The organism is Streptomyces sp. NPDC005799 (assembly GCF_040630525.1).
GTDB lineage: Bacteria > Actinomycetota > Actinomycetes > Streptomycetales > Streptomycetaceae > Streptomyces > Streptomyces griseorubiginosus_B.
Genome location: NZ_JBEXXQ010000044.1, coordinates 31,087 through 44,319 on the forward strand (window position 1 = coordinate 31,087; position 13,233 = coordinate 44,319).

At 74.1% G+C, this 13,233-nt stretch carries 13 protein-coding genes; 6 read left to right on the forward strand and 7 right to left on the reverse strand.

What is annotated here, in order from left to right; all coding sequences use genetic code 11:
* Positions 1 to 88: 88 nt before the first annotated feature.
* From ABZ453_RS35065 to ABZ453_RS35085, 5 genes are all read left to right on the forward strand, one after another.
* Complete coding sequence (locus ABZ453_RS35065) at positions 89 to 2,758, forward strand: GNAT family N-acetyltransferase (RefSeq protein ID WP_359021466.1); 2,670 nt, start codon at positions 89 to 91, stop codon at positions 2,756 to 2,758.
* Between the two features lie 33 nt (positions 2,759 to 2,791).
* Entirely contained in the window at positions 2,792 to 3,514 is a 723-nt protein-coding gene (locus ABZ453_RS35070) for a CBS domain-containing protein (RefSeq protein WP_359021468.1), read from the forward strand.
* 44 nt (positions 3,515 to 3,558) lie between these two features.
* The gene (locus ABZ453_RS35075) at positions 3,559 to 3,792 is read left to right on the forward strand and encodes a hypothetical protein (RefSeq protein ID WP_359021470.1); all 234 of its coding nucleotides are present in this window, start codon (positions 3,559 to 3,561) and stop codon (positions 3,790 to 3,792) included.
* A 259-nt stretch (positions 3,793 to 4,051) separates the two neighbouring features.
* Positions 4,052 to 4,564 (forward strand): universal stress protein, encoded by a 513-nt coding sequence (locus ABZ453_RS35080; protein ID WP_359021472.1) that lies wholly within the window; start codon positions 4,052 to 4,054, stop codon positions 4,562 to 4,564.
* Positions 4,565 to 4,585: 21 nt separating this feature from the next.
* On the forward strand, positions 4,586 to 5,092 hold the full coding sequence (locus ABZ453_RS35085) for a flavodoxin domain-containing protein (protein WP_359021474.1): 507 nt from the start codon (positions 4,586 to 4,588) through the stop codon (positions 5,090 to 5,092).
* Positions 5,093 to 5,107: 15 nt separating this feature from the next.
* Here the strand turns inward: ABZ453_RS35085 and ABZ453_RS35090 are convergent, their stop codons facing one another.
* Complete coding sequence (locus tag ABZ453_RS35090) at positions 5,108 to 5,329, reverse strand: hypothetical protein (RefSeq protein WP_133045274.1); 222 nt, start codon at positions 5,327 to 5,329, stop codon at positions 5,108 to 5,110.
* 395 nt (positions 5,330 to 5,724) lie between these two features.
* The gene (locus tag ABZ453_RS35095; RefSeq protein WP_359021476.1) at positions 5,725 to 7,161 is read right to left on the reverse strand and encodes an MBL fold metallo-hydrolase; all 1,437 of its coding nucleotides are present in this window, start codon (positions 7,159 to 7,161) and stop codon (positions 5,725 to 5,727) included.
* Positions 7,162 to 7,414: 253 nt separating this feature from the next.
* Here ABZ453_RS35095 and ABZ453_RS35100 point away from each other — a divergent pair, with 253 nt between their 5' ends.
* Positions 7,415 to 8,710: a phosphoribosyltransferase family protein gene (locus ABZ453_RS35100; protein ID WP_359021478.1), complete on the forward strand. Its 1,296-nt coding sequence runs from the start codon at positions 7,415 to 7,417 to the stop codon at positions 8,708 to 8,710.
* Between the two features lie 33 nt (positions 8,711 to 8,743).
* On the opposite strand, the gene ABZ453_RS35105 is transcribed toward ABZ453_RS35100, so the two are convergent.
* Genes ABZ453_RS35105 through ABZ453_RS35125 form a run of 5 tightly spaced genes read right to left on the reverse strand, consistent with a single transcriptional unit; the run spans position 8,744 to position 13,232 of the window.
* Positions 8,744 to 9,364, reverse strand: a complete 621-nt coding sequence (locus tag ABZ453_RS35105) for a V-type ATP synthase subunit D (RefSeq protein ID WP_359021480.1) — start codon at positions 9,362 to 9,364, stop codon at positions 8,744 to 8,746.
* Positions 9,365 to 9,368: 4 nt separating this feature from the next.
* The gene (locus ABZ453_RS35110; RefSeq protein ID WP_359021482.1) at positions 9,369 to 10,763 is read right to left on the reverse strand and encodes a V-type ATP synthase subunit B; all 1,395 of its coding nucleotides are present in this window, start codon (positions 10,761 to 10,763) and stop codon (positions 9,369 to 9,371) included.
* On the reverse strand, positions 10,760 to 12,499 hold the full coding sequence (locus tag ABZ453_RS35115; RefSeq protein WP_359021484.1) for a V-type ATP synthase subunit A: 1,740 nt from the start codon (positions 12,497 to 12,499) through the stop codon (positions 10,760 to 10,762). The genes ABZ453_RS35110 and ABZ453_RS35115 overlap by 4 nt, the downstream gene beginning before the upstream one ends.
* The gene (locus ABZ453_RS35120) at positions 12,496 to 13,017 is read right to left on the reverse strand and encodes a hypothetical protein (protein WP_359021486.1); all 522 of its coding nucleotides are present in this window, start codon (positions 13,015 to 13,017) and stop codon (positions 12,496 to 12,498) included. Before ABZ453_RS35120 ends, ABZ453_RS35115 begins: the two co-directional genes overlap by 4 nt.
* Complete coding sequence (locus ABZ453_RS35125) at positions 13,014 to 13,232, reverse strand: hypothetical protein (RefSeq protein ID WP_359021488.1); 219 nt, start codon at positions 13,230 to 13,232, stop codon at positions 13,014 to 13,016. The genes ABZ453_RS35120 and ABZ453_RS35125 overlap by 4 nt, the downstream gene beginning before the upstream one ends.
* Between the last annotated feature and the right edge of the window lies 1 nt (position 13,233).

Below are 13,233 nucleotides of genomic sequence, written 5' to 3' on the forward strand. Positions count from 1 at the left end.
GCTCGGCCCGGCTTCCGGCCCGGTCAGCCCCTGGGGCGCCGGCCGGCCGGGGCGGACGCTGAAGGTGAGACCTGGAGAGAGGTGTGCCATGACCGACGTCCGGCAAGCACCCGTGCACGCGCTGCTCACCGACGGCAGGACCGTCCGCATCAGGCGGGCCGACTACCGTGACCGTGACGCGGTGCGGCGGCTGTACGAGGAGATGTCGCCGGAGAACCTGCGACAGAGGTTCTTCACCGTGGGCCGGGCCTCCGCCGCACAGGCCGCCGACCGGGTGGCCGGCGCAGGTCCCGCCCGGCCGGGCTACTGTGCCCTGGCCGCGGAGCACGCCGACCGGCTCGTGGGCCTGGCCGAGTACGAGGTCGTACCGCCCGGCACCACGGCCGAGATCTCCCTGGCGGTGGCGGAGGGCTGGCACCACCACGGTGTCGCCACCCTGCTGGTGGAGCACCTCGCCGACGCCGCCCGCGCGGCGGGTGTCACCGCGTTCACGGCGGACACCCTCTCCGACAACCACGAGCTGAGGACGGTCTTCCTCGACCTCGGGCTGCACGTCCTGCCCCATTACGACGGCCCCGAGGTGTCCTGGACGGTCCGTCTCACCGAGGACGAGGGCTACTTGAGCGCCATCGACACCCGGAGCCGCACCGCCGACGTCGTCAGCCTGCGCCCGCTGCTCCAGCCCCACTCGGTCGCGGTGGTCGGCGCCGGACGCAAGCCCGGGTCCCTGGGCCGTGCCATCCTGCGCAACATCTGCCGGGGGTCGTTCCGGGGCCGTGTCTTCGCCGTGCATCCGGAGGTCTCCTCGATTTCCGGGGTGCACGCGTACCCGTCCGTGACAGCGCTGCCCGAGGTCCCCGACCTTGCCGTGATCGCCCTGCCCGCGCCGGCCGTCCCCCAGGCGGCCGAGGACTGCGGAAAGGCGGGTGTACGGGCGCTGTTGGTCGTCTCCTCCGGGCTCGACGCCCACCAGGCCGGCGCTCTGGCGGGTGCCTGCCGCCGCTACGACATGAGGCTGGCGGGCCCCGACTGCCTGGGCCTGGCCAACACGGACGAGTCCGTCCGCCTGGACGCGACCTTCGCCGCCCATCACCCGAGCCCGGGTACGGCGGGTGTGGCGGTGCAGTCGGGCGGGGTGGGCATCGCGTTGCTGGACGGGCTGTCCCGGCTGGGCATCGGTGTCTCGTCGTTCGCGTCGCTGGGGGACAAGTACGACGTCAGCGGCAACGACCTGCTGCAGTGGTGGGAGAGCGACGGCCGCACCGAGCTGGCGCTGCTGCACCTGGAGTCCTTCGGCAACCCGCGCGCCTTCTCCCGCACCGCCCGCCGGGTAAGCCGCCGCATGCCGGTCCTCACCGTCGACGCCGGCAGGTCGGAGACCGGGCGGCGCACCGCGCCCCCCGCCGCGACACGGCAGGCCCTCTTCACCCAGGCCGGCATCACCGCCGCCCACTCGATGGCCGAACTCCTCGACGCGGCAGCCCTGTTGCACTCCCAGCCGCTGCCGAGCGGTACGAAGGTCGCCGTGGTCTCCAACACCGCGGGAGGAGGCGTGCTGGCCGCCGACGCCTGTGCGGACATGGGCCTGAGCGTGCCTGCGCTGGGCACGAACCTGATCGACGAACTCCTCACCCTGCTGCCCGCGGGCGCCACCGCCACGAACCCGGTGGACACCACGGCGGCCGTGAGCGAGAAGCAGTTGCGCGCCTGTGTGGAACGCCTCGCGGCGCACGGGGCCGTGGACGCCGTCCTGGTGACCCTGGTGCCCACCGCCGTCGCCGCCGCGACCGGCGACGACCTGGTCCGCTCCCTGACGGCCGCCCCCGGTCCGCTCCCCCGTCCGGTCGTCGCGGTACTCCCCGCGCAGGCCGCCCGGGTGGACCTGCTCGCCGCCCGCAACGAGCACAAAGTCCCCGCCTACTGCGACGCCCAGGACGCCGCCCGCGCTCTGGCCCATGCCGCCGCACGGTCCCGCTGGCTCACCCAACCGCCGTCTTCGGTAGCGGAGTTGGCGGACGTGGAGACGCACCGGGCCAGGGATCTGGTCGCCGCCTTCCTGGACGACAACCCCGAGGGCGGCTGGCTCGACCCGCAGGCCATCGCCACCCTGCTCGGCTGCTACGGCGTCCCGCAGCTCCCCTGGGCCTGGGCGCGGGACGAGGACGAGGCGGTCGCCGCCGCGCAACGCCTGGCGGGCCGTGACGGCCGGGTCGTGATGAAGGCCCACTGGCAGGGGCTGCTGCACAAGAGCGAGCAGCACGCCGTCCACCTCGATCTGCACGACGCGGCCCAGGTACGGGCCGCCCACCGCGACCTGGTCGCCCGTTTCGGCGACCGGCTCACCGGCGTGGTGATCCAGCCGCTGGCGGAGCGCGGCACCGAGTGGTTCGCGGGCGTCGAGCAGGACGAGGTCTTCGGTCCGCTCGTGACCTTCGGACTCGGCGGTACAGCGACCGAGCTGCTTGCCGACCGGACCGCGCGCCTGGCCCCGCTCACCGACCACGACGTGCGCCAACTCATCACGTCTTCGCGCACCACCCCGCTGCTCTTCGGCTACGCCGGCAGCCCAACCGCCGATGTCGAGGCCCTGGAGCAGCTGCTGCACCGGCTGTCCCGGATGGCCTGCGACCTGCCGCAGCTCGCGCGGGCCGACCTCAACCCGGTCCTGTCCGGGCCGCGGGGCGTGAGCGTCCTGGACGTCCGGGTGCGGCTCGAGCCGCGGCACGCCCATGACCCGTATCTGCGCCGGCTGCGCTGACCCACGGCCGGCGGTGGGGAAGGAGGACCAGCGATGAGGCCCGTGAAGGTCGGCGCCCTGATGGTGGGGGACGTCGTCGCCGTGCACCCGGACACCGCGTTCAAGGAGGTGGCCCGGCTGCTCGGACGGCACCGCATCAGCGGACTGCCGGTGACCGACGAGGAGGACCGGGTCCTCGGGGTGATCTCCGAGACCGATCTCGTGCTGCACCAGTCCCGGTCCGAGCCGGGCTCTCCCGGCGGGTGGCTGGGCAGGGTGCGCCACGGGATCCGGCACGCCGGCGCGAAGAGCCGCGCACGCACCGCGGGCGAGCTGATGTCGAAGCCCGCCGTCACCGTGCACGCCGACGCGACGGCCACCGAGGCGGCCCGCGTCATGATGCGGCACGGCGTCGAAAGGCTTCCCGTGGTGGACGAGGAGGACCGGCTCGTCGGCATCGTCACCCGGCACGACCTGCTGCGGGTTTTTCTGCGCTCGGACGACGCCATTCGACGCGAGGTCCGCCAGGAGGTCTTCGTCAACGCGCTCTGGCTGACCCCGCACATCGTCCAGGTCGGCGTGCGGGACGGCGTGGTCACCCTCACGGGCCGCCTGGAGCGGCGCAGCGAGAAGTCCGTCGCGCTCTCCCTGACGCGCCGCCTCGACGGTGTCGTCGCCGTCGTCGACCGGCTCACCTACCGGTACGACGACACCCGCCACCAACCCGCCGCACAGGCCCTGCACGGGGTCTCGGAGGACTGGCTGCGCAAGTTGTGAGCTGTCGGTGCCCCACCGGGCGCCGTGAAGTGAGGAGGACGGCCATGCGCACCTTCCCGACCCCACTGCTGCTGGTCGGGCTGCTGACAGGGGGCTCGTTCCTGGTCTTCCACGACACGGTCGTCGTGGGCTTCATCCTGATGGCCACCGGCATTCTGGGCCTGCTGATGTTCATGGCCACCGTGGCCGGCCACCAGCGGCCCGGCGACAACGAGACCGTCATCGAGGAGCGGCACTACATAGGCCCTGGTGACGACCACCGGCACTACCGGCACTGACTGCCGGCGGCGATCCCCGTGGCGGGCGGGGCCCGGGCCGCCCCGGGGGCAGGGGGCGCGCGGCCCCCCCCCCCGGCCCGGGGTGCCGCCCCCCGGCACTACCGGCACTGCCGGCGGGCGGCGACCCCGGGGCCGCGGGGCCCCTGTCCCGACCGTGGGACAGGGGCCGCTCGGCACCAGCACGGTCCCGGTGGGCCCACGCCACCGGGTCGCGGGTCGCGGCACGGTGGAGGGGAGACAGCCGTCCGGGGAGGCAGCCGTGAGCGAACGGATCAGCGACAAGGGCATCGTGGTGGGCGTGGACGGATCCGAGGCGTCACGGGCGGCACTGCGCTGGGCGCTGGAGCAGGCGCGTGCTCTGGGCACGCGCCTGGTGGTGGTGCACGCGTGGGAGCCGGCCGCGGCCGGCTTCGCGCCCTACGCTCCCGTCGCCGCGCGCCCCACGGCGGCGGAGCAGCGGGAACGAGCGGCCGGCCTCCTCGCCCACACGGTGCACGAGACTTTCGGCCCGCGCGTCGACCCGGCCGTGCACGCGGTGCTCGTGGAGGGGCCACCGGTCCGCGTCCTGCTCCAGCAGGCACGCGGGGCCCTGCTCCTCGCTCTGGGCCGTGGCTCCCACCCGCAGCGGCAACTGCCCGGCGTGGGTGCCGTGGGCCGTGAGTGTCTGCGCCACGCCACGGTCCCCGTGGTCACGGTGCCCGCCCCGGAACGCTCCGAGGGGGCACTCGGGGCTGCCGGGAAATCCGTCGGCATCCGCAGCGGTGCCCTGTAGATCACATGCCGAGGTGACGTCATGGACGTCCTGGTGGGATACGCGACCGTCCACGGATCGACGCGCGAGACGGCCGACCGCGTCGCGGCCGGTCTGGCGAAGGCCGGACTGAGAGTCGAGGCAAGGGATCTGGGCACGGTGGAGGACGCCGACGCGTACGCCGCGTTCGTCCTGGGCAGCGCCGTGCATGGGCAGACCTGGCTCGAACCGGCCAAGGCCTTCGTCCGCGACAACCTCGACCTGCTGGGCGCACGACCGCTGTGGATCTTCAGTGTCGGGATGCCGGCCGCCCTGCGCGGACCCTGGAGGCGTCTGGCGCCCAGGGAGGCGCCGGTGATCGTGGAGAGCCTGCCCGGCGATCTGCTCCCGCGGGATCACGCCCTGTTCTCGGGCGTCATCGCACCGGCCCACCTGCCGCCGGCCGGACGGATCATGTTCCGTCTGGTGGGCGGCCGGTTCGGCGATTACCGCGACTGGGACGCCGTGGACGACTGGACGGCCCGGATCGCCGAGACTCTGGCGCGCTGAGCGCGCGCCGGGTCGTCAGCAGCCGACGGGCGTACGGTGGTCCGTGCCCGCGGGCGGGTGGGGCATCCTCGTCGGCGGAACCGACGGCGGCGGCGCCGGCGGGGTCTGACCGCGCCGCCGCGCCAGCCGCAGCGCCAGCGCGTCGAACAGCATGGTGAGGACGAAGGTCACGCCCATCGCCGCGACCAGCAGCAAGGCGAACCGTTCGTAGAACTCCGGTGTGAGACTCGTACCCACTGTCCTCTCCCCCTCTCGGATGGGCGTCGTTCCTGTCATCTCCAGCCAACTCCGTTGCGGAGCACGGCACATGAGCCGATCGTCCCGAACTGAGGTCTCTAGCGGCCCTAGTCCCGGGTCCCGCGGCGTCCGCCACCCACGGGATGGGCCGACCGGCCCCGGTGCCGAGGTCGGCCCGGCCCATGATCGCAGGCCGGTGGCCTCATGGCCGCGGGTCCGGCGGCGGACGAGGCTTTTCGGTGGCGGTGTTCCGAGGCACCGGAACCTCCCCCATGTCCCGCAGGAGGCGACGGTCATGAAGAGGACTCACGAAACCCGTCGCCCCGGGACGCCTCGCCGCCCCGAGCCCCAGGACCTGCGCACCCCGTCGGGGCGCCCGATGCCCTACTGAGCCCTCAGCGGACCAGCACCCGCTCTCCGGAGCGCGGCACGACTGCGGTCCAGCCCAGCGTCCGGTCGATGCGCTCGCGCAGTGCCGCGGACGCCTCCGGCTCACCGTGCACGAGATAGGTGACGTGCGGGGCGGGAGCGCCGCGCAGCCAGTCGAGGATCTGTGCCGCGTCCGCGTGCGCGGAGAAGTGCGGCACGTCCGCGACCTGGCAGCGCACCGGCACGTACTCGCCGAACATCTTGAGCGCCCTGGCTCCGTCGACGAGGTCCCTGGCCCGGGTGCCCGCGGCGGCGAAGCCCACCACGACGACGGCGTTGCGGGGATCCGGCAGCACGCGCCGCAGATGGTGCAGCACACGCCCTCCGGTGGCCATGCCCGACGCCGAGACGATGACGGCCGGTCCTGCCGCATGCCCCAGCTCGACGGACTCCTGCAGTGACCGCACGGCCCGGAACGGGTCCGGACTGAGCGCCGCCGGGCCCTCGGCCAGCACCTCCGGGCGCAGTTCGGGAGCCCGCGTCGCCAGAGCGTCACGGTAGACGCCGAGCGCGGCCAGGGCCATCGGACTGTCGACGTACACCGGCACCGTCGCCGGTATCCGGCCCGCACGGCGGAGTTCGGTGAGCTCGTGCAGGACGACCTCGGTGCGGTCGAGGGCGAACGACGGAATGACGACGGTGCCCGAGCGGGCGAGGGTACGGGAGACCACGTCGGCGAAGTGGGCGCGCCCCGCCTGCTCCTCGTGACGCCGATTGCCGTAGGTCGACTCCATGAGCAGGACATCCGCCCCGGAGAAGGGTTCCGGCGGGCGCAGCAGCGGATGGCCGGGACGTCCGAGGTCGCCGCTGACGGCGAGCACGGCGCCGTCCTCCAGGGTGAGCGCCGCCCAGGACGAACCGAGGATGTGTCCCGCGGGATGCAGGGTGACACTCGTCCCGGTGGCGATGTCGGTCGTGGTACCGGACGGTACGGGATCGAGGAGCTTCAGCGTGCGGTCCACGTCGGAGTCGTCGTAGAGGGGCTGCGCGGGCCGGTGTTTGGACCAGCCGTGTTCGTTGGCGTGCTGGGCGGCCTCGGTCTGCAGCTTGGCGCTGTCGCGCAGCACGATCTCCATCAGCCGTGCGGTGAACTCCGTCGTCACGATCCGGCCCCGGAAGCCGTGCCGTACGAGCCGTGGCAGATAGCCGCAGTGGTCGAGATGGGCGTGGGTGACGACGACCGCCTCGATGTCCGCACCGTCGCAGGGCAGTTCGCGCCAGTTGCGCCTGCGCAGCTCGGCGAGTCCCTGGAACAGCCCGCAGTCGACGAGGACGCGGGCGTGGTCGCTCTCGACGAGGAACTTGCTGCCGGTCACCGTCCCCACACCGCCCAGGAAGGTCAGCAGCGCGGGCCGTGCCGGTCCACGCGTCGTGTCCTCCGGCCGCGGTACCACAGTGATCATGACGTCACCCTCCTTCGGCGGAGGGCCGGTCGACCAGGGGGCGGTCGTCGTTCCGGTCCTGCACCGGCTGTGTCTCCAGCCTCCTGGGGCGCCCCTGCTCTGCCTTGGGCCCAATGGCCCCGGGGACGGCCTGGGTGGCCCGCTCCGCACGGGGCTCGTGGCCCCCCGGCGCGGGGCCGGAGCAGCGGGACGATGGAAGCGGACAGGGACCGTCTCACCGTCCTGTCGGACGGTGCGCAGGAGGAGGTGGCCCGTGCGTTTCCAGGACCGTACGGATGCGGGGCGCCGCCTGGCCCGGCGGCTGGAACACCTTCGTGGCAAGGACGTCCTGGTACTGGGCCTGCCGCGGGGCGGGATGCCCGTGGCCTTCCAGGTGGCTCGGGAGCTGGGCGCCGCCCTGGACGTCCTGGTGGTGCGCAAGCTGGGGGTGCCCCGGCAGCCGGAGCTGGCCTTCGGAGCCGTCGGGGACAACGGCGTGCGCGTGCTCAACGACGACGTGCTCCGGGAGGCCGGGGTGGGGCCCGACGCGCAGCGGACGGTCGAGCGGGCGGAACGGGCCGAGCTGGAACGGCGGCTGACGCTCTACCGGCGCGACCGTCCCCCCGTCCCGGTGGCCGGGCGGACGGTCGTGGTGGTGGACGACGGTCTGGCCACCGGCGCCACCGCCGAGGCCGCGTGCCAGGTCGTCCACGGTCAGGGCGCGGGCCCGGTGGTGGTCGCCGTCCCGGTCGGTCCGGAGCGGACGGTGCGCCGCCTGCGGCAATCGGCGGACGAGGTGGTCTGTCTGCGCTCCCCGCACTTCTTCGGCTCGGTCGGCGCCTGGTACGACGCCTTCCCCCAGGTCGACGACACGGAGGTGGCCGACCTGCTGGCACGGGCCACGCGCCCGGTGCCGGACGGCGACGTCGACGTCCCCGCAGGGCGGGTTCGGCTGGCGGCACGGCTCACGCTGCCCGACGGGGCGCCGGCCGTCGTGGCGTTCGCGCACGGCAGCGGCAGCGGCCGTCACAGCCCCCGCAACCGGTACGTCGCCGACGTACTCGGCCGAGCCGGACTGGGCACCCTCCTGCTGGACCTGCTCGACGAGGACGAGGAACGCGATCGGCACAAGGTCTTCGACATCGTGCTGCTCGCCCGGCGGCTCGGCGCCGCGGCACTGTGGCTGCGCCGTGAGACCGGACTGCCGGTGGCCTACTTCGGGGCCAGCACCGGTGCGGCCGCCGCGCTGGAGGCGGCTTCCGTGGACTTCGACATCCGTTCGGTCGTTTCCCGCGGCGGCCGTCCCGACCTGGCCACGCCTGCCGCACTGGCCCACGTGCGGGCCCCCACCCTGCTCGTCGTGGGCTCGCTGGACACCCGGGTGCTGGGCCTGAACCGGCTGGCGGCCGACTGGATGCGCTGCGACCACCGGATCGCCGTCGTCCCCGGCGCCACCCACCTCTTCGAGGAACCCGGCACGCTGTCCTCGGTCGCAAACCTGGCCCGGGAGTGGTTCACGGCCCACCTGGCGCTTCCGCCCGTCGGCACACCGCCGCGCCGGTCGGCGTAGCGGCACGGCTGCGAAGGCCACGGGGGACTGCCGTCAACCGCCGTGTTGCCGGCTTCCCGCCGCCCAGCGCCTGCGGACCGCGTCCTCGTGCTCACTCTGCTCCAGGGCGAGGTCCACGGCGTGGAGGGCTTCCTCCAGACGCGGGATCCAGTGGCGGCGCAGGGACCGCACCCGGCGACGGGTGCGCACGGCCTCGTCGCCCAGGGCACGGGACGCGGCACGGGCCACGGCGTAGTCCGCCGCCGCCCGCACCGCCTCGGCACAGGCCGCCTCGAAGTGCACGAGAGCGGTGTTCGACGCCACCGGTTCGTCCGCCTCGCGCGCCGGCACCGTGCACTCCGCGGCGCCGGGGTGCCGTACGCCCATCGTGGACGTCCAGGACACCGTCAGTTCGGCGGGGCGTGTCGCGCGGATCGTCTCCAGCTCCTCCTCACCGCCCAGCAGCAGCCCGCGTCGGAGCCACTCATCTGCCCGGGCCAGGTACTCGTACCACTGCTCCCAGGCGGTCCGCTCGGCACGCAGGAGTTCCTCATGGCGGTCACGCAGGATGCGCAACTTCTGGTCGAGCAGGTCGGCCCCGCGCCGTGCCGCCTCCAGGCTCCGGCGCAGGCGCAGCCGCCCTGCCCGGCCGGGTGGGACGCGCGGTTCGGCCATGAGGTCACCTGCCTTCCCCGGCTGCGTGGGCGTCGAGGAACCTGGCCGGGAGCATGGCGAGTTGGCTGCGCGGCAGGGTGAGCAGCACCTGCCAGGCACGCTCCAGCGTCTGTTCCAGCGTGCGCAGTTCGTCGCGGCCCTGCTGCACCAGGCCGTGGGCGAACGCCTCGTCGAAGTCCAGGTAGCCGCGGTCGGCGGGGCCCAGCGAGCCCTCGCCGACGAGGTCGGCCAGCTCCCTGACCTGGCGTGCGCGGGCCAGGGCGGACAGCAGCTGGGCGGCCACGTCGAGGTGGTCCTCGCGGGTGCGGCCGGGGCCGGCGCCCTTGCGCATCAGCCGGGACAGCGAGGACAGCGCGTCCACCGGCGGATAGACGCCCCGGGCGTGCAGGTGGCGGGACAGGACGACCTGGCCCTCCGTGATGTACCCGGTGAGGTCGGGGACGGGATGGGTGATGTCGCCGGCCGGCATGGTGAGTACCGGCAGCACGGTGACGGAGCCCGGCAGACCGCGGACCCGGCCGCAGCGCTCGTACAGCGAGGCCAGGTCGCTGTAGAGGTAGCCGGGATAGGCGCGACGGGCCGGGATCTCGCCACGGGCCGAGGAGATCTCGCGCAGTGCCTCGGCGTAGCTCGTCATGTCGGTCATGACGACCAGGACGTGGCGGCCCTCGGCGAAGGCCAGGTGCTCGGCGACGGTGAGCGCGATGCGTGGGGTGAGGATGCGTTCGATCACCGGGTCGTCGGCCGTGTTCAGCAGGAGGACCAGCTCGCCCGCCGCGGAGCGTTCCTCCAGAGCGTCCCGTACGAAGTCGGCGTCGGCGTGGGTGACTCCCATGGCGGCGAAGACCACGCAGAACGGCTGCCCGCCGGCCGTCGACTGGGCGGCGATCTGCGTCGCCAGTTCGAGGTGCGGCAGACCTGCGGCGGAGAAGAGCGGGAGCTTCTGTCCCCGCACGAGGGTGGTGAGGGCGTCGATGGCGCTGATGCCGGTCAGCACTGGCTCGGCCGGCGGTTCGCGGCGCATCGGGTTGACGGGGCGGCCCGCCACCGCGGAGGCGGCGGCGCCGAAGACGGGCGGTCCGCCGTCGAGCGGTTCGCCGCGCCCGTTGCACACCCGTCCGAGCCAGCCGGGACCCACGGGCACACGCAGCGGGGAGCCGGTGAAGACGGCGCCGACCCGCTCCGGGTCCATGCCCGCGGTGTCCTCCAGGACCTGGACGACGGCCGTACCGCGGTCGACCTCCAGCACCACACCGTGCCGCCGCTCGCCCGAACCCACGGTGAACAGTACGAACTCGTCCCAGCCCACGCCCTCGACCTTGTCGATGACGGCGAGCGGTCCGCTCAGCTCCCGCACCGAGGTGTACTCGACGCGGCCCCAGTCCGGTGTTGCGGTCACGACACCTCCCCGAGCCGGGCGAGCATGGTCTCGCGCAGGGCCTCCACGGTTGCCGCGTCGTGCGGTCCCGCCTCCTCGCGGGCCCGCAGCACGGGCGAGAAGTCGACCTCCTCGATGCGGGCCGCCGGCACTCCCGCCCGGGCCAGTTCGTGGCAGCGGGCGACGACGGCCACGACCGCGTCGGCCAGGGCCGCCGTCTTCTCCGTCGCGCTGTAGGCGTCCCGCTCGGACAGGGCGCTCTGCTGCAGCACGCCCTCGCGCACCAGCCGACCGCCCAGGACACTGACGCGCTCCCGGGCGGGCAGCGCGGTGATGCCGAGCAGGGCGACGAGGTCGGCCAGCCGGTCGGCCTCGGCGAGCAGGTCGGCGACGCGGGCGCGCCGTGCGGGCCGGTCGGGGTCGTCGGTCGCGGCGTGGTGGGCGTCCAGCGCCTCGGCGTCGCGGGAGAACGACTCGGCCCAGGCGACGGCCGGATAGTGCCGCGCGTAGGCGAGTTCACGGTCCAGGGTCCACAGGCAGCGCACGAACCGCTGGGTGTGCGCGGTGACCGGCTCCGCCATGTCGCCGCCGGGCGGGGAGACCGCGCCGATCACGGTGACGGACCCGGTGCGGCCGCCGAGGGTCGTCACCACCCCGGCCCGTTCGTAGAAGGCGGCGATCGCCGAGGCGAGGCCCGCGGGGTAGCCCTCCTCGGCGGGCAGGGCGCCGGTGCGGGAGGCGAACTCCCGCAACGCCTCGGCCCAGCGGGAGGTGGAGTCGGCGATGACCACCACGTCCAGGCCCATGTCGCGGAAGTACTCGGCGACCGTGACCCCGGTGTGGATGCTGGCTTCCCGGGCCATCATCGGCATGTTCGAGGTGTTGGCGACGATGACGGTCCGGTCAGCCAGGCGCCCCCCGGTGCGCGGGTCGGTCAGCGCGCCGAACTCCTCGATCACGTCGGCCATTTCGTTGCCGCGCTCGCCGCAGCCGACGTAGACGATGACGTCCGCGTCGCACCACTTGGCGATCTGCTGCAGCAGCACCGTCTTACCGGTGCCGAACCCGCCGGGTACGGCGACCGTGCTGCCCAGCGCGACCGGGAAGAGCAGGTCGATGGCGCGCTGCCCGGTGTTGAGCGCCTCGCCGGTCCGCAGGCGCCGACGCACCGGCCGGGGGGTGCGCACGGGCCAGTGGCTCGTCATCGGGACCGCCGTGTCGGCCACCGTCGCGACGACTGCGTCCGAGTCCAACCGTCCGGCGGCGGCGACCCGTTGAACGGGTCCCGAGCAGTCCGGCGGTACCAGGACCGGGAACGTCATGGGCCCGGCGTCGAGGATGTCGCCGAGGACGTCTCCCGGGCCCACCTGGTCGCCCTCGGCGACGCGGGGCTCGAACGTCCACGCCGTTTGCTCTCCGTCGGACCGGTCGCCGACGGCACCCGGTTCCAGCCAGGCGCCGGCCGCCGACAGCGGGCGCAGCAGCCCGTCGAAGACACCTCCCAGCAGACCGGGGCCGAGCGCCGCCGACAGCGGGCTGCCGAGCGGACGGGCGGGCATGCCGGGGGCGAGGCCACCGGTGTACTCGTACGCCTGGACGGTGACGATGTCGTCGCGGATCGCCACGACCTCTCCTGGCAGTCCCGTCTCTCCGAGGGCGACGAGGTCGTGCATGGCGGTGCCGCCGACGCGCTCGGCCTCCACGAGCGGTCCCGCGACGCGCAGGATGCGGCCCGTGCCGGGCCCGGGAAACGTCACGGTGCCCACAGCTCCTCCACCTCCCCTCCGGCCCGGTCGAGCGCCCGCCGGGCGAGCGTGGCCAGAGCGCAGTCGATCCGCCGCCCGGGAACCTCACCGACCACTCCTCCGCCGGGCGCCTCGGTGATCCGCGCGTCGGGGCCCAGCACCCGCTGCGCATAGGTGGTCAGCCGTCGGCGGACAGCCGGGTACGCCGTGCTGCCGCCCAGTTCCTCCACCCCGCGAACGACCTGAAGGCGCAGTTCCTCCCAGATCTCCCGGTGCACGGCGAGTTCCCGGGCCCGATGGGTGCGGCGGGCACGGGCGCGGTCGGCGCCTCGGATGCGCTCGGCGTCCCGCGCTCCCTCGCGCCGGGCCTCCGCCAGGATGCCGGCCGCCCTGGTTTCGGCCGCGCGGATCGCGGCCGTGGCCTCTTCGCCGGCGGCGCTCAGCAGCGCTTCGGCGTCCGCTGCCGCGTCCCGCAGGAGCCTGGTCCGCACGGGGGCGAGTGCCGTGGTGGCGTCGGTGGGCGGCGTCATGGCGGCATCACCGCGGTGAGCGGTTCCTCTGCGTCGAGGAGTCCGGGGCCGAGGGCGGTGGCCGCGGCGGGGGTGAGGATCACCAGGCCGACGTCCGCGGGCAGTTCGCGCCAGACGCTCCGCGCCGACTCGGGGTCCTCCGCGGGCAGTACGACGACCCCGGCCGTCGCCAGCCCGGAGACGCGCCGCCGTTCTCCGATCGCCGCCACCCGCATG